Genomic DNA, 22,176 nt, shown 5'->3' on the forward strand with positions numbered 1-22,176 from the left:
AACGCAATATGGCGATCTATGACACAGGCAAACAGGGCATGCCAATGCGCACATCCATCGCCACCGTCTCCATCAGCGGCGAATTCCCCGAAAAACTGTCAGCCATTGCCAAGGCCGGCTTCTCCGGCGTGGAGATTTTCGAGAATGATTTCCTGACCTACGACGCCTCACCGCGCGAGGTAAAGGCCATGGCGGCGGATCACGGGCTCGACATCACCCTTTTCCAGCCTTTCCGCGATTTCGAAGGCATGCCGGAACCGCTGCGCGCCCGCACCTTCGAACGCGCAGAGCGTAAATTCGACATCATGGGCGAACTCGGCACCGATCTGATGCTGATCTGCTCGAATGTCTCGCCGGTCTCGCTGGGCGGCATAGACCGCGCCGCCGCAGATTTCAGCGAACTTGGCGAGCTTGCGGCAAAACACGGCGTGCGCGTCGGTTACGAGGCGCTTGCCTGGGGCCGCCATATCAGCGATCACCGCGATGCCTGGGAGGTGGTGCGCCGCGCCGACCACGCCAATGTCGGCATCATCCTCGATAGTTTTCACACGCTGTCACGCAAGATCGATCCCAACTCCATCCGCTCCATTCCCGGCGACAAAATCTTCATCGTGCAACTGGCCGACGCACCGCTGATCGACATGGATCTCCTCTACTGGAGCCGTCATTTCCGCAACATGCCTGGCGAAGGCGACCTGCCGGTGGTGGATTTCATGCGCGCCGTCGCCGCAACCGGTTATAGCGGCCCGCTGTCGCTGGAAATCTTCAACGACCAGTTCCGTGGCGGCTCGGCCCGCCTGCTGGCCGAAGACGGCCACCGTTCGCTGGTCAACCTCATGGATCAGGTGCGCCGTCTGGAACCGGATATCCGCATCGATGTGCCAGCTATGCCCGAACGGGTGCGCACGGACGGTGTGGAATTCGTCGAATTCACCACGGCACCGGAGGAAAAGGCCAATCTGGAAGCGCTGCTCGCCACGCTCGGTTTTGAAAAAACTGCCCGCCACCGCAATCGCGATGTCGATCTTTATACGCAGGGCGATATTCGCATCGTCATCAATACCGGCGGCACCGGCGAGAGTTTCGCCGGCGCGTCCTATTCCATCCACGGCACCAATGCCTATGCTTTCGGCCTGAAGGTCGATGATGCGCAGGCGGCACTCGCGCGTGCGGCAGCGCTCGGCGCACCGACTTTCGCCGAACCGCGCAAATCGGGCGAAGTCGCGGTTCCCGCCATTCAGGGCGTGGGCAATGGCGTCATCTATTTCCTCGACGGATCAACAGCGCTCGCCTCCATCTGGGACAAGGAGTTCGTGCTGGTAGAAGCGACGACACCGGCGGGCGATGCCGGACTGGCCCGGATCGATCACCTTGCTCAAACAACGCATTACGACGAAATGCTGACCTGGCTCCTGTTCTATACATCGCTGTTTTCGACACGCCGCACACCCATGGTCGATGTGGTCGATCCGGGCGGACTGATACGCAGTCAGGCGATCGAGAGCCTGCCATCGCCGCATTTCCGCCTGACCATGAACGGCGCCGACAACCGAAAGACCTTTGCCGGTAAATTTCTGGCCGAGGGTTTCGGCACAAGCATCCAGCACATCGCTTTTGCGACCGACGATATTTTCGCCACCGCAAACGCGTTGCAGGCACGCGGTTTTCATGCGCTTCCGATCTCGCGCAATTACTATGACGATCTGGAGGCCCGCTTCGGGCTGGAGCCGGAATTCTCCGATGCGCTCCGGGAGGCGAGTATCCTCTACGACCGCGACGACAGTGGCGAATATTTCCAGATCTACAGTCGCACCTTCGGCGAAGGTTTCTTCTTCGAAATCATCGAGAGACGCGGCGCTTATGGTGGATATGGCGCGATGAACGCCCCCTTCCGTATCGCCGCGCAACGACGTCTGGCCCCGCCGGTCGGGATGCCCAGGGAATAGGTGTCAATGTCACCCAGGCGACCACCGTGCCGTCAATGCCGGTCACGAGAGCCTACTCAAGCGTCGTTATATTGTAGTCACGTGGAATGGCCGAGGTAGCGGCGAACCATTCGGACGAGCGCGTTCGCTGCTGATGAAAATCAAAGGCGGCACGATCCATAAAAAGCTCCTCCACCCTCCAGATCAGAGGGTCATCGGTCTGCGACACGTCAAAGGAAATGCAGCCCGGTTCGGCTCTGGTCAGGCGAAGGTGATCGGGAAGATGGGCCTCTACAAGCTGGACATCCGCCGCCGATGCGCAACGCAGGAAGCCAGATAAGCTGACCGCGCCCATTGTATTCGTCATACTCGTATCCTCTTCGGGTATTGTTCACTGGCCCTGTACCATGAGCAGCCGCACAATCATCCCCCATTGCGACATCACGATAGAGCGCGGCATCCGTCGAGAAAAACCTCCGCCCAAAATAAATGCATATGCGTTTTTGTAGAGCAGTATACAAAAATTGTTCAACACTCTGGACATGATTGTCCGGTTTTGTTAGCTTTTTTTGCAAAACAAGGGTGGGGGAATACAGGTTCATGCGCATCATCGATTCTGAGGCTGACGCCGGGCATTTTTCCGGCACCGATGGGGTTGCCATGATGCTCGCCAGTAACGCGGCCTGAGACGCGATGCACCTTCTCTTAACACTCCCGTCCTCCGGCAAAGCGTTTTATCCTCTGCGCCTGCCACACGCCCCTGCCCCTTCACTATTTCAGATGGCCGCGCCAGAATTGCCGCATATGCCAAGCCGGAGACGTTGATATGACTGCCTCAAACCGCAACGCCCTTCTCTCGGTTGAAAATCTGAGCGTCGAGTTCGGCGACAGCCGCGTCGTGGACGATATTTCCTTTGCCGTGGAAGCCGGCAGGACGGTGGCGATCGTCGGCGAATCCGGGTCGGGGAAATCGATCACCTCGCTTTCGACCATGCGTCTTGCGGACATGATGGGCGCGAACTACCCCGCAGGCCGCATCATGTTCGAAGGCAGGGATCTGCTGAAAGCCTCGCAGAAGCAGATGCGGTCGATCCGCGGCAAGGAGATCGCCATGATCTTCCAGGAGCCGATGACGTCGCTGAACCCCGTATTCACCATCGGCGACCAGATCTGCGAAGTTTTGATGCTGCACGAGAAGATGGGCAAGACGCCCGCCATGGCCGAGGCAAAAAAGCTGCTGGACATGGTGCGGCTGCCCGATGCGGCCGAGCTTTTGCACCGTTATCCGCACCAGCTTTCCGGCGGCATGCGCCAGCGCGTGATGATCGCCATGGCGCTCGCCTGCCGGCCGAAGCTCCTGATCGCCGACGAACCGACGACGGCGCTTGATGTGACTATTCAGGCGCAGATCCTCAACATCATGCGCGATCTGCAAAAGAAGCTCGGCATGGGCATGGTCTTCATCACCCACGATATGGGCGTGGTGGCGGAAATGGCCGATGATGTCGTCGTCATGTGGAAAGGCAAGAAGGTCGAGGAAGGCCCGGTCAGGGATATCTTCGCCAATCCGCAGCATCCCTATACGCGTGCTCTGCTTTCCGCCGTTCCGCGCCTCGGCAGCATGACCGGCGAAGAGTTTCCCAAGCGCCTGCCGCTCACCGTGTTGCAGGATGGCCAGCCGGTCGTGGTCGGCGAGGAACGCGTGCAGAACACCGCGAAATACGACGATAAGCCGCTGCTTTCGGTTCGTGACCTGTTCGTCCGCTTCGATATTCGCAAGAACCTGTTCGGCAAGGCGACGCACCGTTGCAGCGCCGTGCAGAAGGTGAGCTTCGATATCCATGCCGGTGAGACGCTGGCGCTCGTGGGGGAATCCGGTTCGGGCAAATCCACCATCGGCCGCACCATCCAGCAGCTGCAATCCGCGGTATCAGGCGAAATATCCTTCAACGGACGGAGCTATTCCGAGATGTCGGCGGCGGAACGTTTCCGCATGCGGCAGGAAGTGCAATATATCTTCCAGGATCCCTTCGCCTCGCTCGATCCCCGCAAGACGGTCGGTTTTTCGATCGCCGAACCGATCAATACCCATGGTCTGATCAACGACGCCAAGGCGGTGCGCCGCCGGGTGGACGAACTGCTGGAGCGGGTGGGCCTGAGTTCGGAACATGCCTCACGGTATCCGCACGAGTTTTCCGGTGGCCAGCGGCAGCGCGTCTGCATTGCCCGCGCGCTCGCCTCCGATCCGAAGCTCATCATCGCCGATGAAGCGTTGTCGGCGCTCGACGTCTCCATCCAGGCGCAGATCATCAATCTGTTCATGGACCTCCAGGCCGAACGTGGTCTCGCTTACCTGTTCATCAGCCATGATATGGCGGTGGTGGAAAAGATGAGCCACCGCGTCGCAGTGCTTTATCTCGGCCAGATCATGGAAATGGGCAGCCGCCAGCAGGTTTTCGAAACGCCGACGCATGATTACACGCGCCGTCTGCTGTCCGCCGTGCCGGTTGCCGATCCGCTGATCGAGCGCCGCATCGCCATGATCGAGGGCGAAATCCCCAATCCAGTGCGTCGCGTCGGCGATGAGCCTGCCATTCTCGTCCACGAGGAAATCAACAGGGGCCATTTCATCGCGAAGACCGCCTGAATAATAACCAGAACCACAACCATCTGAAGAGGAACAGGTAGATGACAAAAATCAAAAAGGGGATGACGGCGACGTTCGTCACGCTTGCGCTGGCCGGCACGGCATTCACCACAGCACCGGCTTTCGCCGCCGGCAAGATGACCATTTCCAGCCCGCAGGACCCCGGCAGCTGGGATCCGATCGACACCTTTCTCGTGCAATGGGCAGCCGTTGCCACCAACATCTTCGATGGCCTGACCTATCGCGGTCCGGACCTGAAACTCGTGCCCGGCCTTGCCGAATCCTGGGAAGAGCTGGACGAGGGCAAGCGCATCCGCTTCAAGCTGCGCCAGAACGTCAAGTTCCATAATGGCGAGCCCTTCAACGCCGCAGCCGTCAAGTTCACCTTCGAGCGCCTTCTCGGCGAACAGGGTGCCAAGGGCCCGCAGCGCTCCAATTATGTCGCCATCGAAAGCGTCGACGTCATCGACGACTATACGGTGGACATGAAGCTGAAGGCGCCCGATCCCGTGCTTCTCACCAAACTTGCCGGCTATGGCGGCATGATCGTTCCGCCGAAATACATCCAGGAAAAGGGTGAGGACAATTTCAACCTCAACCCTGTTGGTACCGGCGCGTTCAAATTCGTCTCCTATCAGCCGAAGACCAATATCAGGCTCGAAGCCAACCCCGATTACTGGGGCGGTGCGCCAAAGCTCTCCGAACTGGAATACCGCTTCATTTCGGAGCCTGCGACCGCCGTTGCCGAGTTGCAGGCCGGCCGGGTCGATCTCGTCATTCCGCCCACCATCCCGATCGGCATGATCCCGGTCATCGAAGGCGATTCCAAGCTGGAGATCGTCAGCGTTCCCGGCCCCACGGTCGATGCGCTACGTTTCAACACCCGTGACGGCATCACCGCCGACCCGAAGGTCCGCAAGGCCATCATCATGGCCGTCGACCGCGGCACCATCGTCAAGTCGATCCTTGCTGGTCAGGCTTCGGAAATCGCCAGCTTCCAGAGCGCGCTGTCCTTCGGTTACGATGCCGATCTGAAGCCGCTGCCTTACGACCCGGAAGGTGCAAAGAAGCTGCTCGCGGAAGCCGGCGTCAAGCCGGGTGCGGCTTTGCAGATCGATATCAGAGGCAACGACGCGACGATGAACGAAGTGGCGCAGGTCATTTCCAGCTATCTGTCCATGGTCGGCGTCACCGCCACGATCAAGCCCTATGAAACCAACGTTCTGCTGAACGACATCATCCCGCAGGGCAAGACCGGCGCGATGTTCCAGCAGAAATGGGGCGGCTGGACCTTCGATTACGACAACACGGCCTATTCCATGTACCACTCGGGGGAAAAGTGGAACCCCTATGACAAGGACGAAAAGCTGGACAAGCTGCTGGAATCGCAGCGCCCGCTGACCGACCGTGCCGAGCGCGAAAAGATCCTTAAGGAAGTCGGGGCTTATGCCGCCGAACGCGCGCTGGAAATTCCGCTTTACAACAGCAATGCCATTTACGGCATCAACAAGCGGGTCAAGGGTTTCGTGGCTCCGCCGGATAACCGCCTGAAGCTTACCGACGTCACCGTCGAATAATCAGGCTCATCCTCCCCAAAAGCGCCTTGCCCGCCATCCCGCGGGCAAGGTCGGGTCTCTCTTCAAGGTAAAAAACGTGGCCGGTTTCCTCATCAAGCGATTGCTCCAGGCGTTTTTCGTCGTCATCGCCATCACCCTTCTCGTTTCCTTCGCGATCCGCCTGACAGGCGATCCGGCTGTCACCATGTTCCAGGGCGGCGGCAGCATGACGGAAGACGATCTGGCGCGCATCCGTGCGGCGCTTGGAACCGACCGGCCGTTCTTCGTGCAATATTTCAGCTTCCTCAAGGGGCTGGCAACGCTGGATTTCGGCCGCAGCTTCACCGGCAGCACGCCGGTATCGCGGCTCATTGCCGATGCCCTGCCGGCCACACTGATTCTCGCCTTCATCTCCATGGCGGTGTCGATCGCGCTTTCCATTCCGCTCGGCATCAAAGCCGCAACCTCGCGCGGCAAGACGGCAGATCAGGTGATCCGCATCTTCTCGCTCGTCGGCCTGTCCTTCCCCAATTTCTGGCTGGCCACCATGCTGGTGCTGCTGTTCTCCATCACGCTCGGCTGGCTGCCGCCGAGCGGCATGGGCGGCTTTGCGAGCTACATCATGCCGGCCGTCACCATGGGTGTGATCCTGACGGCAACAAATGTGCGACTGGTGCGCACGGCCATGCTCGATACTCTGCGCTCGCAATATATCATGGTGGCGCGCGCCAAGGGCCTCAGCGAAAACAAGGTACTTTACAAGCATGCACTGCGTAACTGCGCCATTCCGCTGATTACCTATTTCGGCCTGCAATTCGGCGGACTTCTGGGCGGCATCGTCGTCATCGAGCGCGTCTTCAACTGGCCGGGTCTCGGCACGCTCGCTTTCGATGCGGTGGGCGCGCGCGATTATCCCGTGCTTCAGGCCGTCATCACCGTGCTGTCGCTGATGATCGTCGGCATCAACCTTCTGGTCGATATCGCCTACGGGCTGGTCGATCCGCGCATCCGCACGGAGTAATTGACGATGACTGCCAAAACCTCGCGCCTGTCGCGCTTCACCAATCTCGAATTCATTCTCGGCGCCCTGCTGACCGTCGTTATCTGCCTTGCCGTTCTTCTTTCCGACGTGCTGTTTCCGGGCGGCGCCGAAAAGATCGACCTGATGGCGCGTCTTGCCAAGCCGTTTGCCAGTGCCGCCCATCCGCTCGGCACCGATCCGCTTGGCCGAGACGTGCTGGCCCGTGTCGTGGCCGGCGGCAAGATTTCTCTGCTCGTCGGCTTCACCTCTGTCATCGGCGCGGTTGTCTTCGGCGTCGCAGTCGGTCTGGTCGCCGGTTATTATCGCGGCTTCTGGGACATGCTGGTCATGCGCTTTGCCGATATCCAGCTCGCCATGCCCTTCATTCTCTTGGCCATCACCTTCATCGCCATCGTCGGCGGCAGCCTCACCAACACCATCATCCTGCTGATCGTCTCCCAATGGGTGCAATATGCCCGTCTGGTTCGTGGCTCCGTGCTGACCCTGCGCGAACGGGAATTCATCCTTTCCGCCCGCGCCATCGGCGTGAGGGACTGGCGCATCATTCTCCAGCACCTGCTGCCGAATCTCATCGGCCCGGTGATCGTGCTGATGACGCTCAACGTTGCCAACAACATTCTGCTGGAAAGCAGCCTGACCTTCCTCGGCCTCGGCGTCGATCCCACCATTCCAAGCTGGGGCGGCATGCTGGCGGATGGCCGCACCTATCTGCAAACGGCATGGTGGGTCAGCGTCTTCCCCGGTCTTGCCATCCTCCTGACCGTGCTCGGCCTCAACCTTCTGGGCGACTGGCTGCGCGACAGCCTCGACCCCACCGGCAGAACCTCAAGGTGATCGCGATGAGCCAGATTTTCGAACAGTCCTTCGACCGCAGCCTTGATGAACTCGTCGCCCGCGCGAACCCCGGTCAGTCCTTCGAGGCATGGACCTTCGACGACACGAAAAGCCGTCGCGAAGCCGAAAGCAGGCTGAAGGAAAAAGGCGTCACCGCCCGCATCCGCAGCGCCTATAAGCCGCTTCTCTTCACCTTTCTCGAGGAGATCGATCTTGATGGCGTCGAGACCGTCGAAGTGCGTTACCCGGTGCACGCAAGCACCCCGGCCAACAGGTTCCGGCTGGAAGCCTATCCGCTGGCGGCAATGGTCGGCGACGCGAAGATCGACTTCATCGCCCGCAACGACAATGCCTTCCATTATGATGTGACGCTCAAGCGTGGAGAGCGGACAGAAACGCTCACGGTTCTGGCTCCAAACCGCGTTCACAAAGATGTCGTCGGCGAAACCAATGTCTCGCCGACCGGCTGGTTCAGGCTCGGCGGCGACGAGGCGGGCGAGCGGCTGGAAACCGATTACGAGCGGCTTTTCCAGGCGGCGATTGAAGCTATCGCAAACCACGACTGGGGCAATGAAGAACCCTATTTCGAGGAATTGAACATCCGCGTCGCGCATCCGGCCGAAGACATGGCCCTGCCGGTCGGCGACGAGGTGGTCAGCCTGCGCGAAGCCCTGCACGAGGATGTCTATTTCTCCCTGCTGGAATTCTTCCAGAAGAAGTCCGGCCGCCCGCTGGGCGACCGGGGCCTGAAACCCGGCCAGATCGTTCCGGAAATCGTCAAGAGCAACGGCCATGTTTCGGTCCGTATAGAGACCCGTGTGCTCACTACCGCCTTCCTCGATGGCAGGGAGCAGCCAATCGATGCGGCCAGCGAACCGGTAGCGACAGGTCAGATCGCGCGGATGCTTGCGGATATCGGCGGCCAGGCCTTCGAGGCCCGTTCGCGGTCGGGCCGCGTCCTTGCCGCCCGTTACGTCGCCGGCAGCGATGCCGCCGTGATGATCAGCGGCGGCCAGCACCCCAATGAGACCACCGGCATCGTCGGCGCCATCCGCGCCGCCCGCGCGCTTGGCCAGAGAAAAGGCGCGCATTTCACTATTTCCCCGCTGGAAAATCCGGATGGTTACGCCCTGCACCAGCGGCTAAGGGCCGACAACCCGCGCCACATGCACCACGCGGCGCGTTACACGGCGCTCGGCGACGATCTGGAGTACCGCACGCGGGAAAATTCGGGCGTTCATCTCAACGAGAAGGAAATCCGTTTTAGCGCGCAGGACATGAGCGGCGCGAGCCTGCATGTGAACCTGCACGGTTATCCCTCCCACGAATGGACCCGCCCGCTTTCCGGCTATGTGCCGCGCAATTTTGCCATGTGGACCCTGCCGAAGGGTTTCTTCCTCATCATCCGCCACCATGCGGATTGGGAAAGGCAGGCGGAAGCCCTGCTCGACCGGGTCACCCGCCATATCGGCGCGATCCCGGGCCTGCTGGATTACAACAACCGTCAGATCGCGCTCTACGAGATCCATGCCGGGGAAACCGGCTTCCGCATCATCAACGGCTTCCCGTGCATGTCGTCCATCGACGACCGCCACACCGTGCCTATGACGCTGATCACTGAATATCCCGATGAAACGATCTACGGGGACGAATTCATCGCCGGGCACACCGCACAGATGGAAACGGTTCTTTCCGCTTACGACGCCTGGCAGGAAATCCTCGGGGAAATTGCGTGACTGGAGAGGAGCTTATTTCGCCGGCACAGCGGCAAGCTTTTTTTCCCGCTGTTTCTGCAAGAGCTTTTTGCCCTTGCTGAGAATATGTAAATTCGCCGCGTCCAGCTTGTTGTAACCCGCCTGAATAATATCGATATCGGCGACATGCCCGATCGCGGCGAGTTTGTACATGACGTCGCCGACGGCCACGTCAACGGTTGGCGGTAGCAGGTTTGCAACGTCCTTCGACGCAGACTGAATGCCATCCGCCGTTCCGCCCATGACGTGATACAGCGCCAGCGCCTTGCGAAGAAAAGCTTCACGGCGCTCGATCTTGTTGCCGAGTATACTTTCTCCAACGCGGTTTCGCATCAGTTCAACTGCTTTATTCTGATATTCGCCCATGCAGACACCAATAAATTAAAAATATTCTTCGCGAGACTACGAACAATCCCCTTAGAACTGGTTAAGGCATGTGGGCTGCGCGGCTTTTCCCGTCACTCTCCATCCATATGAACCGGCCGTTTTCATAACGGGGCATTCCAGCGCGGCACGCCGGAACGCGGCCGTTCATGATGGCTGCGACGCCTGCGGAGATTGAGAATCGCCGCGTAATCCTAGAGCACATTCTGTTTGAACGGAATCGTTCGACCTGGGCTACCTCTTTGTTTTTACGAATTTTCCGGACGTAAAACCGCTACGCACTTTTACTGGAAATACTCTATTGTATGGTCCAGGATCGGGCAGAGCCGGATGAAGCGGGAACTGATAACCATAAGGTTATTGATTACCCCCTTTTTTTCATTTTACTTTGGCCATCACACTTACCAGTCTGACTGGCTGGATCGGTGGAGGGAGCCACGGATCAATTGGGAGGAAATCATGAAATTACGGATCACCGCCGCAATCGCGGCCATCTGCTTCAGTTCCGTTGCCTATGCCGAGACGATCAAGGTCGGCGTGGTCGGTCCGTTCTCCGGCCCCTTCGCGTTGCAGGGCAAGAACTTCAAGGCCGGCATAGACGCCTGGTTTTCGCTTCACGGCAACAAGGTCGGCGATGACACGATCGAGGTTGTTTACCGCGATGTGCCGCAGGCCGATCCGGCGCAATCCAAGGCGCTGGCGCAGGAGCTGGTGGTGAAGGAAGGCGTGCAATATCTTGCCGGCTTCTATTTTACGCCTGATGCCATGGCCGTCACGCCGCTTCTGAAGCAGGGCAATGTGCCCATGGTCATCATGAACGCGGCCACATCGGCCATTGTTACAAAAAGCCCCTATGTGGTTCGCACCTCGTTCACGACATGGCAGACATCAAGCCCCATCGCCAAGGTGGCTTTCGATGGCGGCGTCAAGAAGGTCATTTCGCTGGTCAGCGATTACGGCCCGGGCGTCGATGCGGAGAACGCCTTCAAGGCGGCCTTCACCGCAGCCGGCGGCGAGGTCGTGGAAAGCATTCGTATGCCGCTTTCCACCAATGATTTCAGCCCGATCATGCAACGCGTGAAGGATTCCGGCGCTCAAGGCGTTTTCGCCTTCCTGCCCTCCGGCCCCACGACGCTCGGCTTCGTGAAGGCGTTCAACGACAACGGTCTGAAATCATCCGGCATCAAGCTTTTTGCGCCGGGCGACCTGACGCAGGAATCGGACCTGCCGGCGCTGGGCGAATCCGCGCTCGGCATGCAGACGACCTTCCATTACGCCGTCTCACACGATTCACCCGAGAACAAGACCTTCGTGGAGGCCGCATCGAAGGCGATCGGCAATCCGAAAGAACTGTCCTTCCCCGCAGTCGGCGCATTTGACGGCATGTATGTCATCACCAAGATGATCGAGGCGACCGGCGGCAAACAGGATGCTGAAAAGGCGGTAGAGGCGGTGAAGGGTCTTTCCTGGACAAGCCCGCGCGGCCCTGTCAGCATCGATCCGCAAAGCCGCCACATCACGCAGAACATCTATCTGCGCGAAGTCGCCAAGAGCGATGATGGCAATTATTATAACAAGGAAGTCCAGACTTTCGAAAAACAGGGCGATCCGGGCCTTGCCGCCGCGAAGTAAGCACTGAGACGGAAATGACCGGCGCCGCCTTCGCGGGCGGCTCCGGCACGGGCGCAATCGCATGGGGAGGAGCTTTCAAACATGCAAACGGTTTTCAGCATCCTTGTCGATGCGCTTGCCTATGGCATGGTGCTTTTCATCATCTCCATCGGCCTTTCGGTGACGATGGGGCTGATGCGGGTGGTCAATCTGGCCCATGGCGCCTTCGCCATGATCGGCGGATACCTCGCCTCCTACGCCGCCCATGGTCTCGGCCTCGGTTACGCGGCGGCAATTCTCGTTGCGATCGTCGGCACCATCGTGATCGCCATACCGCTCGAGCGGTTCCTCTATCGGCGCATTTATGGCGCGCCCGAACTGACGCAGGTGCTGATGACCATCGGCATCACCTTCTGCATCATCGGCATCGCCAATTTCGTCTTCGGACCGACGCTCAAAACCATCCCGCTGCCGCAACAATTGGCCGGTCCAACCGATCTCGGCTTCCGCACCATCGCCACCCACCGCATCTTCGCCATCGTCAGCGGCCTCGTGGTGGCGGCGACGCTATGGTTCACTTTCGAAAAGACCGCCTTCGGCATCAAGCTGCGGGCAGCGGTGGACAATGCCGCCATGGCGGCAGCACTCGGCGTGCGCACCGAAGTCATCTATGCCGTAAGCTTCGCCATCGCCGTCGGCCTCGCCGCCATGGGCGGTGTCATCGGCGCAGAATTGCTGCCGGTCGAGCCCTATTATGCGCTGCGTTACATGGTCACTTTCCTCGTGGTCGTCTCCGTCGGAGGTGCAGGCTCGATCCCCGGCGCATTGATCGCCTGCCTGCTGCTTGGCACCATCGATACGACGGGACGTTACCTCGCCCCCGAATACGGCGAATTCTTCTTCTATCTTGCGGTCATCGTGATCATCACGCTGTTCCCGCGCGGCCTCCTCGGAAGGGCGAAATGAGATGGTGGTGCTCATGAACGACGCAACCGAAACCGCAAAGCCCCCGAAGGCCCGCTCATCGCTGCGCACGCTTGGCGGCCCGCTCGTCATCATCGCCGCCGCCGTGACCGGTTATTTCCTGTTTCCGGACAATCTGGCGCTTCTGACGCGTATCATCGCGATAGCGCTTCTGGTGCTCTCCATCGATCTCGTCACCGGTTATTGCGGCGTCGCCACGCTCGGCCATGCGGCGCTGTTCGGTGCCGGGGCTTATGCCGCCGGCATTGCCGCCGCCCATTTCGGCATTACCGATCCGCTTCTCATGACCCTTATCGGGGCAGCAGTCGGCGGCGTCGCCGGGCTGTTATCCGGCATGGTTCTGTTGCGGGCGCACGGCCTGCCGCAACTGGTGCTTTCCATCGCCGTCGTCCATCTTTTCCATGAGGCAGCCAACAAGGCTTCCGACTGGACGGGCGGCAGCGACGGGCTTGCCGGCGTCTCGCCCGATGCCCTGTTCGGCACGTTCGAATTCGATCTTTACGGCCGCACCGCCTATATCTATGGCGTCTGTCTGCTGCTTGTCGTTTTTCTAGCACTTCGGGTCGTCGTCCATTCGCCGTTCGGCATGTTGTGTCGCGGCGTCAAGCAGGACAGCATCCGCATTCAGGCCATGGGCGGATCGGTCAACGGCACCATTCTCAAGATGTTCGTGATATCAGGCATCGTCGCCGGCATTGGCGGCGCGCTGAACGCCATTTCAACCCAGGTCGTCGGCCTCGACAGCCTCAGCTTCACGCTTTCGGCGGAAGCGCTGGTCATGCTGGTGCTCGGCGGTGCAGGTTCGCTTTATGGCGCGCTGATCGGCACCGTCACCTTCATGTGGTTCGAGGATGTCGTTTCCGCCGCCAATCCGTTCCACTGGCTCACCATCGTCGGCCTGCTTCTGATCGCCGTCGTGCTCTTTGCCCCACGCGGCCTTTACGGCGCAGGCGAACAGATCATCGCGCGCCTGCGGGGAGATCGCAAATGAGCGCCATTTTCGAAGTGACCGGCCTGCAGAAGAACTTCGGCGGTCTCGTCGTCACCAATAATGTCTCGCTGTCTCTTTCCCCGGGAGACCGCACGGTGCTGATAGGCCCCAATGGCGCGGGCAAGACCACCTTCGTCAACCTCGTTACCGGCAACATCAAGCCATCCGCCGGCACAGTGCGGATCGCCGGGGAAGACGTGACCACGCTCAGCGCCAGCCAGCGGGTGAAACGCGGGCTCGTGCGCTCGTTTCAGGTCACGCGGCTGTTCCAGGACATGACGCCGGAGGAACACGTTGCGCTCGCCATCCTGCAACGGGAAGGCAGGACGGGCCGGATTTTCGGCCGCTACCGCGCGATGCCCACCGTAATGGAGGAAGCGCACGACATCCTCGCCACGCTTGGCCTGCTTGCGATTGCCGAAATCCGGGTTCGTGAAATCGCCTATGGCCAGCAGCGGCTGATCGAAATCGCGCTTGCCATGGCGCTCAGGCCCAAAATCCTGCTGCTGGATGAACCCGCCGCCGGCGTTCCCTCCACGGAGACGGCGCGTATCGAACAGGCGCTCGACCGCCTGCCCGGCGACCTCGCAATATTGATGATCGAACACGACATGGATCTGGTCTTCCGTTTTGCCAAACGTGTGGTGGTGCTTGCCGCAGGCGCCGTCATCTTCGACGGTTCGCCTGGTGAAGTCACCAGCAATGCCGAAGTCCGCCAAGCTTATCTCGGAAGTTACGCCAATGCCCGCAGCGCCGCTTGAAATCGCCAACCTGACCGCCGGTTATGGCCCCACCCGCGTCATCGAGGGGCTGTCGCTATCGGTTCCCGCCGGTTCGCGTTTCGCGGTGCTCGGCCGCAACGGCGTCGGCAAGACCAGCCTGTTTGCCACGCTTGCCGGGCAGACGAAACGTTTTGCCGGCGATATTCGTCTCGGCGGACAGGATATCGCTGCCCTGCCAAGTGCTGCCCGCGCCCGCGCCGGTCTCGGTTATGTGCCACAGACCCGCGATGTCTTTCCGACGCTAACAGTTGAAGAAAACCTCTTCGTCGGCCTCAAGGGACGGCCGAAATCGGCAATCGAGGAAGCCTACACGCTGTTTCCACGCCTGAAGGAAAGACGTCGCAATCTCGGCTCGCAACTCTCCGGCGGCGAGCAGCAGATGCTCTCCACCGCCCGCAGCATCCTCGGTCAGCCGCAGGTTCTGCTTCTGGACGAGCCGCTCGAAGGCCTCGCTCCCGTCATCCGCGAGGAGCTGATGGCGGCCTTCTCCAAACTCGCACAATCGGGCGAAATGACCATTCTCCTCATCGAACAGCGCATCCAGATGGCCATCGACTTCGCCGACCACGCCATAATCATGGAACGCGGCCGCATCGTCTGGGAAGGGCCGTCGGCTGATCTTGCAGAGAACCCGGATATTATCGATACGCATCTTGGTGTCGGTGGATTGCACTAGCTCATCCCCTTCCGTCATACCGGCCTTGAGCCGAAATCCAGCCGACGCGCGTCGGCGCGACGAGGGACTCTTTTCAGCCCAAAGACTTGTGCTGGCTGGATACCGGCTCAAGGCCGGTATGACGGAAGCGGCGGGTTCCTACATCACAACAAACTCCATCCCGTCACAAATTTCCCCTTCCCGAAAAACCCAATGGAATAAAAATTCCACAACGGCTAAAGTGCCCATGATTTCAATGTGCACAAGGGAACGACAATGACGGCAATCGAGGCGCCAGACTCCGTGAAGGCTTTTGAGGAGCGGTTGCTCCACGTCGCGGAAGGCCTGCCGAAACGATTACGTCAATGCGCCGATTATGTCGCTTCCAATCAGGATCGCATCGCCGTTTCCACCGTTGCCGAAATGGCTGATGGTGCCGGTGTTCAGCCCTCCGCCTTCATGCGGTTTTGTCAGATCATGGGTTTTTCCGGCTTTTCAGAGATGCAGCGCCTGTTTCGCGATTCCTATGTCGGCGGCTGGCCGGATTATGCCACCCGGCTCGACCATCTGCGTGAAAAGGGAGACGAGAGCGCGTCGGGCCTGCTGGCGGAATTCGTCGAAGCCGGCCGATCCTCCCTGGAAATGCTTCTGAAATCGGTCGATACGAAGCAGCTTGACGAGGCGGTTGCGGCGCTGGCACAGGCGCGCACAGTGCACATCATCGGTTTGCGGCGCTCTTTCCCCATTGCCAGCTATCTCGCTTATGCTTTTGAAAAAATGAAGGTGCCGGCAGTTTTGCACAGCGCTGTCGGTGGCCTTGGCAATCTGAGCGCCATCTCCCGCGACGACGCGCTGATTGCGATCACCTTCTCTCCCTATTCGGCGGAAACGCTGGAGCTTGCGGAAATGGCCCGCGCAAATGGCATTCCAGTCGTCGCCATGTCCGATTCGGCCGTCAATCCGCTCAGGAAATCCGGGGCGACGCTGTTGACGGTGACGGAAATCGATTTCGGGGCATTCCGCTCGCTTTCCGCCACGCTCTGTCTCGCCATTACACTGGCTGTCGCTGTGGGAACTCGCAAAACAGCCTGAATATTTTTATTGAAAACATCAAAAATAGAATTTATGATCCAAAACCATGAAACGGGCATTCCATTATCGTCCGTCTCGTGAGGGACGATAAGTGGGCGGAGGAGGCTCACCGGTGGGATGGCGAAAAATTCGGGCGATCCGTCCGGAATGCCGCTCCGGACATGTGAGGCAGACCGCCGCATTTCGGCGGTCCGAAGGAGGAACCTTTTGAAGAAACTTGATCTCATCACGATCGGGCGCTCGTCGGTCGACCTGTACGGTTCGCAGGTCGGCGGCCGTCTGGAGGACATGGCCTCCTTTGCCAAATATATCGGCGGCTCTCCCACCAATATTGCGGCGGGTGCCGCCCGGCTCGGCCTCAACAGCGCCGTCATTACCCGTGTCGGTAATGAACATATGGGCCGCTTCATTCGTGAGCAGCTGGTGCGCGAAGGCGTGGACGTGCGCGGCGTCAAAACAGACCCGGAGCGGTTGACGGCGCTGGTGCTACTCGGCATTCGCGACCAGAACCAGTTTCCGCTGATTTTCTATCGCGAAAACTGTGCTGACATGGCGCTCAGCGAAGACGACATCGATCCCGCCTTCATTGCCGAGACGGCCTGCGTCTGTGCCACCGGCACGCATCTGTCGCATCCGAAGACGGAAGCTGCCGTGCTGAAGGCGCTGAACCTCGCCCGCGAAAATGGCGCGAAAACCGCGCTCGATATCGATTACCGGCCCAACCTCTGGGGCGTCGCCGGCCATGGCGATGGTGAGAGCCGCTTCGTGGAATCGCAGAAGGTCACCGCCAAGCTGCAATCCACGCTGCACCTGTTCGACCTGATCGTCGGCACCGAGGAAGAGTTCCACATTGCCGGTGGCTCCACCGATACGCTCGCCGCATTGAACGCCGTACGCAAGGTTTCGAATGCGACGCTGGTGTGCAAGCGCGGGCCGATGGGTGCCTCGGTCTTCACCGGCGATATTCCCGCAAGCCTTGATGATGGCGAGACGGGCGAAGGTTTCCCGATCGAAGTCTTCAACGTTCTGGGTGCGGGCGACGGTTTCATGGCCGGGCTTTTCCGCGGCTGGCTGCGTGGCGAGGATTGGCCGACAACGCTGAAATACGCCAATGCCTGCGGTGCCTTCGCCGTCTCCCGCCACGGCTGCACACCCGCCTATCCGAGCTGGGAAGAACTGCAATATTTCTTCAAGGCCGGCATTCGCAACAGGGCGCTGCGCAAGGACGAGGCGCTGGAGCAAGTGCACTGGTCCACCAATCGTAAGGGCGAATGGGACACGATGCGGGTCTTCGCCTTCGACCACCGCATGCAGCTGGAAGCCATTGCCGACGAACTGGGCGTGAAACACGAGCGTATCGGCGCCTTCAAGAAACTTTGCCTTGAGGCGGCGCAGACGGTTGCCGATGGTAAGGCGGGTTACGGCATACTCTGCGATGGACGCCTTGGTCGCGATGCGCTCTTCGCCGCCAGCGGCTCCGGTCTGTGGATCGGCCGGCCGGTGGAATGGCCGGGCTCGCGCCCGTTGACGCTGGAACCCGAACTCGGCAAGGATTTCGGCGGCCTGTCCGAATGGCCGCTTGAAAATGTCGTGAAGGTTCTGTGCTTCTACCACCCTGATGATACGGATGAGATGCGCGCTGCGCAGGAGGAGACGGTCATGCGTCTCTTCCAGGCGACACGCCGCAACCGGCTGGAAATGCTGCTGGAGGTCATTCCCTCCAAGGTCGGCCCGACCGACGATCTGACCGCCGCGCGCATCATCGAACGCTTCTACGAGATCGGCGTTTATCCCGACTGGTGGAAACTGGAGCCGATGAAAACCACAGCCGCGTGGAAGAATGCCTGCGACGCCGTGCATCGCAACGATCCTTACGTGCGGGGCATCGTCGTTCTCGGTCTCGACGCACCGCAAAGTGAACTGGAGGAGAGCTTCCGCCTTGCCGCCGGTTTCGATCTGGTCAAAGGTTTCGCCGTCGGTCGCACGATTTTCGCAGATGCTGCGCGGGCATGGCTCGGCGGTAAGATGACAGATCAGGAAGCGGTGAAGGACATGGCGCAGCGCTACACAAGCCTGTGCCGCATATGGGATGAGGCGCGCGCCAAAAAGGGAGAGGCAGCGTGAAAACAATCAGATTGACGGCTGCGCAGGCAATGGTTCGTTACCTCGCCGCGCAGATGAATGAGCACGGCGAGACCTATATTGCCGGTGTCTGGGCCATTTTCGGCCATGGCAATGTCGCCGGCATCGGCGAGGCGCTTTATGGCATTCGCGAGGAACTGCCGACCTATCGCGGCCAGAACGAACAATCCATGGCCCATGCCGCGATTGCCTATTCCAAGCAGTTGCGCCGCAGGCGGGCAATGGCGGTCACCTCTTCCATCGGCCCCGGTGCCGCCAACATGGTGACGGCGGCAGCGCTTGCTCATGTCAACCGCCTGCCGGTTCTGCTGATCCCCGGCGATGTCTTCGCCAATCGCGGTCCCGACCCCGTTCTGCAGCAGCTGGAAGATTTCGGCGACGGCACGATGACTGTCAATGACTGCTTCCGCCCGGTGAGCCGGTATTTCGACCGCATCATGCGCCCGGAACAATTGCTGACCGCCCTTCCCCGCGCCATGCGCACCATGACGGACCCGGCCGATTGTGGCCCAGTAACGCTTGCCTTCTGCCAGGATGTGCAGGCGGAAGCCTATGATTATCCCGTCAGCTTTTTCGAAAAGCGCATCTGGCGGCAACGCCGGCCCGAGCCTGACGTGGTGGAATTCGAAGAGGCCGTCGCCGCGCTGAAAGCTGCGAAGAACCCTGTTATCGTTGCCGGTGGCGGCGTGCATTTCGCCGGCGCCACCGAAACGCTGAGAAGCTTTGCCGAAAAACATGCCATCCCCGTGGTGGAAACGCAGGCCGGCAAATCGGCGCTGGCATGGGATCACGATCTCAATTTCGGCCCGGTCGGCGTAACCGGTGCAGAAAGCGCCAATATCATCAGCGAGAAGGCCGATCTGGTTTTTGGCGTCGGCACCCGCTTTCAGGATTTTACCACCGGCTCCTGGGCGCTGTTCAAGAACCCGGACCGCAAGATTCTCGCCCTCAATGTGCAGCCCTATGACAGCGCCAAGCATGATGCGATCAGCCTGACGGCGGATGCGAAGATCGGGCTTGAAAAACTGTCAGCCGCGCTTGGCAGCCACCGTTTCACGGCACCGGATGCCAAGCTTAAGGCAGCATGGTTCGAGAAGGCCGATGCCGATACGGCGGCACCGGGCGAGGACAATGCCAACAGCCTGCCCACCGACATGCAGGTGATCGGCGCTGTACAACGCCAGTCCCGCGACAATACCGTCGTCATGTGCGCGGCGGGCACCATGCCCGGTGAGTTGCATCAGCTGTGGAAATCCAAGCTGCCGCTTTCCTATCACATGGAATACGGTTTCTCCTGCATGGGATATGAGGTGGCCGGCGGTCTCGGCATCAAGATGGCGGAACCGGACCGGGACGTGATCGTCATGGTCGGCGACGGCTCCTACATGATGATGAATTCCGAGCTTGCGACATCGGTCGCCATGGGCGTCAAGATCACGCTCGTCATCACCGACAATCGCGGTTACGGCTGCATCAACCGCCTTCAGATGGAAACCGGTGGCGCGCAGTTCAACAACCTCTACGCCCACACCAACGTCAATCCCATCGCCATCGACTTCGTCGCCCATGCCGGCTCTATGGGCGCGGATGCGCGCAAGGTGTCCACCATTTCCGAGCTGGAAGCGGCGCTCGCTGCCGCCCGCGCGGCTACCCGAACGACCGTGATCGTCATCGATACCGACCCCTATCCGACACCGCAGGCCGGTGGTCACTGGTGGGATGTCGCGGTGCCTGAAGTTTCCGAACGCGCCGAAATCGGACCGGCGCGCGACCGTTATGAAAACCATCTCAAGGAAAGACAGTAAGATGATCCGTTACGGAACCAACCCGATTGCCTGGTCCAATGACGACGACCGCACGCTGGGCGCTCATATCAGCCTCGAACAGTGCCTCGACGAAACCGCCAAAATTGGCTTCGACGGCATCGAGAAGGGCCACAAGTTCCCGACGGAGCCGGAAGGCCTGAAGGGCGTGCTTTCGCCACGCGGCCTGTCCTTCGTCTCCGGCTGGCATTCGCTGAACCTTCTGACCGACAGCATCGAATCCGAAAAGCAGGCCATGCAGCCAGCGCTTGACCTCTTGAAGGCCATGGGTTCGAAAGTCATCATCGTCTGCGAGACCTCAAACGCCATTCACGGCGCCGACGACACGGCGCTGGTGGACCGTCCGCGCCTTTCGGCTGAAGACTGGGCCAAGTTCGGCGCGGGTGTTGAGACGCTTGCGGCTTACGCTGCCGAACAGGGCATCACCCTCGTCTACCACCACCACATGGGAACCGTGGTCGAGAGCGAAGACGAGATCGACCTTCTGATGCAGCATACCGGGCCGAAGGCCCATCTGCTGCTGGATACCGGCCACTGCCTGTTCGGCGGCGGCGATCCCGTGCGCGTCGCACAGAAATACATGCACCGCGTTGGCCATATCCACGCCAAGAACGTGCGGCCGGTGATTGCCGAGCAGGTTCGGGGCGAACGACTTTCCTTCCTCGAAGGCGTTCGCCGCGGTGTGTTCACCGTGCCGGGCGATAGCGAGGGCGGCGTGAACTTTCCGCCGGTGCTGAAAATTGCCGCGGAGCATAATTACAGCGGCTGGCTGGTCATCGAGGCCGAACAGGACCCGGATGTGCGCAACCCGTTCGAATATCAGAGCCTCGGGCTGAAATCGCTGAAGGCTTTTGCGCGTGAGGCGGGGCTGGACACGGCTCAGGCGGCTTGAACGGAAGCGGGCGACCTACTCCACCCGTCTTACCGGCCCTTGAGCCGGTATCCAGCCAGCCCAAGTCCTTGGGCTGAAAAGAGTCTTCCCGCCGCGCGGACGCGCGTCGGCTGGATTCCGGCTCAAGGCCGGAATGACGAGATGGCATGAATTAGCGAACTACTCACTAAAAAGGAACACCACCATGACCTCACTTCTGCGCAAGCCGGTCGCGACCAGCGGCAAGGTGCACGACATCACGCCCCAAAGCGCGGATTGGGGTTATGTCGGTTTCGGCCTTTACCGCCTGAAGCCGGGCGAAACGGCCACTGAGAAAACCGGCGATACCGAAGTCATTCTGGTGCTTGTCGAAGGCAAGGCCGAAATCTCCGGCGGAGGCAAGGATTTCGGCGAACTTGGCGACCGCATGAACGTGTTCGAGCGCAAGCCTCCGCATTGCGTCTACATCCCCGCAGGCTCCGAATGGTCCTTGACGGCGACGACGGATTGCACCGTCGGCGTCTGCACCGCACCGGTCGAGAAGGGAACCCGCGAGGCGCAGCAGATCGGGCCTGATGGCGTGCAACTGACCGAGCGCGGCAAGGGCGCCAATACGCGCTATATCTTTCCTATCGCGATGGAAGAGCGCGATGTGGCCGACAGCCTGCTGGTGACGGAAGTATTCACGCCATCCGGCAACTGGTCGTCCTATCCGCCGCACCGGCATGACGAGGACAATTATCCTAATATGACCTATCTGGAAGAGACCTATTATCACCGGCTCAATCCGGCGCAGGGTTTTGGTTTCCAGCGCGTCTTCACGGAAGACGGCTCGCTTGACGAGACCATGGCTGTGGCGGACGGCGATGTCGTGCTGGTTCCCAAGGGCCACCACCCCTGCGGCGCGCCCTATGGCTACGAGATGTATTATCTGAACGTGATGGCCGGGCCGATGCGCAAATGGCGGTTCAAGAACCATCCCGATCATGACTGGATTTTCAAGCGCGACAATCCGTGATGCACGCCAGCATACACAGCACCCTCCTCATCCTGTGCTTGTCACTGGGATCCAGCCAGCCCAAG

The 22,176-nt window shown here is 60.2% G+C and carries 18 protein-coding genes; 16 read left to right on the forward strand and 2 right to left on the reverse strand.

The window, feature by feature from the left end; translation table 11 throughout:
• The first annotated feature begins 44 nt into the window (after positions 1–44).
• On the forward strand, positions 45–1,946 hold the full coding sequence (locus QSK43_RS21985) for a bifunctional sugar phosphate isomerase/epimerase/4-hydroxyphenylpyruvate dioxygenase family protein (protein WP_332305330.1): 1,902 nt from the start codon (positions 45–47) through the stop codon (positions 1,944–1,946).
• A gap of 52 nt (positions 1,947–1,998) precedes the next feature.
• Here QSK43_RS21985 and QSK43_RS21990 read toward each other — a convergent pair whose 3' ends face one another.
• Entirely contained in the window at positions 1,999–2,292 is a 294-nt protein-coding gene (locus tag QSK43_RS21990) for a putative quinol monooxygenase (RefSeq protein ID WP_332305270.1), read from the reverse strand.
• A gap of 459 nt (positions 2,293–2,751) precedes the next feature.
• On the opposite strand from QSK43_RS21990, the gene QSK43_RS21995 reads away from it, so the two are divergent.
• The 5 genes from QSK43_RS21995 (at position 2,752) to QSK43_RS22015 (ending at position 9,740) form a co-directional block, all read left to right on the forward strand.
• Positions 2,752–4,572, forward strand: a complete 1,821-nt coding sequence (locus tag QSK43_RS21995) for an ABC transporter ATP-binding protein (protein WP_332305271.1) — start codon at positions 2,752–2,754, stop codon at positions 4,570–4,572.
• A gap of 41 nt (positions 4,573–4,613) precedes the next feature.
• Entirely contained in the window at positions 4,614–6,149 is a 1,536-nt protein-coding gene (locus QSK43_RS22000; RefSeq protein ID WP_332305272.1) for an ABC transporter substrate-binding protein, read from the forward strand.
• Positions 6,150–6,225: 76 nt separating this feature from the next.
• Positions 6,226–7,149, forward strand: coding sequence for an ABC transporter permease (locus QSK43_RS22005; protein WP_332305273.1), 924 nt, complete (start codon positions 6,226–6,228; stop codon positions 7,147–7,149).
• Positions 7,150–7,155: 6 nt separating this feature from the next.
• Positions 7,156–8,004: an ABC transporter permease gene (locus tag QSK43_RS22010; RefSeq protein WP_332305274.1), complete on the forward strand. Its 849-nt coding sequence runs from the start codon at positions 7,156–7,158 to the stop codon at positions 8,002–8,004.
• A 5-nt stretch (positions 8,005–8,009) separates the two neighbouring features.
• A complete protein-coding gene (locus tag QSK43_RS22015; protein WP_332305275.1) occupies positions 8,010–9,740 on the forward strand; it encodes a M14 family metallopeptidase in 1,731 nt (576 codons plus the stop codon).
• Positions 9,741–9,752: 12 nt separating this feature from the next.
• Here QSK43_RS22015 and QSK43_RS22020 read toward each other — a convergent pair whose 3' ends face one another.
• Complete coding sequence (locus tag QSK43_RS22020) at positions 9,753–10,124, reverse strand: hypothetical protein (RefSeq protein ID WP_332305276.1); 372 nt, start codon at positions 10,122–10,124, stop codon at positions 9,753–9,755.
• Positions 10,125–10,601: 477 nt separating this feature from the next.
• On the opposite strand from QSK43_RS22020, the gene QSK43_RS22025 reads away from it, so the two are divergent.
• The 10 genes from QSK43_RS22025 to iolB all read left to right on the forward strand — a co-directional run bounded on the left by QSK43_RS22025 (position 10,602) and on the right by iolB (position 22,111).
• A complete protein-coding gene (locus tag QSK43_RS22025; protein WP_332305277.1) occupies positions 10,602–11,774 on the forward strand; it encodes an ABC transporter substrate-binding protein in 1,173 nt (390 codons plus the stop codon).
• An 81-nt stretch (positions 11,775–11,855) separates the two neighbouring features.
• Entirely contained in the window at positions 11,856–12,719 is an 864-nt protein-coding gene (locus tag QSK43_RS22030; protein WP_332305278.1) for a branched-chain amino acid ABC transporter permease, read from the forward strand.
• A gap of 1 nt (position 12,720) precedes the next feature.
• Positions 12,721–13,728 (forward strand): branched-chain amino acid ABC transporter permease, encoded by a 1,008-nt coding sequence (locus QSK43_RS22035; RefSeq protein WP_332305279.1) that lies wholly within the window; start codon positions 12,721–12,723, stop codon positions 13,726–13,728.
• Positions 13,725–14,489, forward strand: a complete 765-nt coding sequence (locus QSK43_RS22040) for an ABC transporter ATP-binding protein (protein ID WP_332305280.1) — start codon at positions 13,725–13,727, stop codon at positions 14,487–14,489. Before QSK43_RS22035 ends, QSK43_RS22040 begins: the two co-directional genes overlap by 4 nt.
• A complete protein-coding gene (locus QSK43_RS22045; protein ID WP_332305281.1) occupies positions 14,470–15,186 on the forward strand; it encodes an ABC transporter ATP-binding protein in 717 nt (238 codons plus the stop codon). Before QSK43_RS22040 ends, QSK43_RS22045 begins: the two co-directional genes overlap by 20 nt.
• Before the next feature lie 255 nt (positions 15,187–15,441).
• Positions 15,442–16,257, forward strand: coding sequence for a MurR/RpiR family transcriptional regulator (locus tag QSK43_RS22050; protein ID WP_332305282.1), 816 nt, complete (start codon positions 15,442–15,444; stop codon positions 16,255–16,257).
• Positions 16,258–16,464: 207 nt separating this feature from the next.
• Positions 16,465–18,381: a bifunctional 5-dehydro-2-deoxygluconokinase/5-dehydro-2-deoxyphosphogluconate aldolase gene (locus tag QSK43_RS22055; RefSeq protein WP_332305283.1), complete on the forward strand. Its 1,917-nt coding sequence runs from the start codon at positions 16,465–16,467 to the stop codon at positions 18,379–18,381.
• Positions 18,378–20,204: a 3D-(3,5/4)-trihydroxycyclohexane-1,2-dione acylhydrolase (decyclizing) gene (gene iolD / locus QSK43_RS22060; RefSeq protein WP_332305284.1), complete on the forward strand. Its 1,827-nt coding sequence runs from the start codon at positions 18,378–18,380 to the stop codon at positions 20,202–20,204. The genes QSK43_RS22055 and iolD overlap by 4 nt, the downstream gene beginning before the upstream one ends.
• A gap of 1 nt (position 20,205) precedes the next feature.
• Positions 20,206–21,114, forward strand: a complete 909-nt coding sequence (iolE, locus tag QSK43_RS22065; RefSeq protein WP_332305285.1) for a myo-inosose-2 dehydratase — start codon at positions 20,206–20,208, stop codon at positions 21,112–21,114.
• A 184-nt stretch (positions 21,115–21,298) separates the two neighbouring features.
• Positions 21,299–22,111, forward strand: a complete 813-nt coding sequence (gene iolB / locus QSK43_RS22070; protein ID WP_332305286.1) for a 5-deoxy-glucuronate isomerase — start codon at positions 21,299–21,301, stop codon at positions 22,109–22,111.
• Positions 22,112–22,176: the final 65 nt, after the last annotated feature.

The sequence above is a fragment of the Rhizobium sp. GR12 genome (genome assembly GCF_036596185.1).
In the GTDB taxonomy this organism is placed as follows: domain Bacteria; phylum Pseudomonadota; class Alphaproteobacteria; order Rhizobiales; family Rhizobiaceae; genus Agrobacterium; species Agrobacterium nepotum.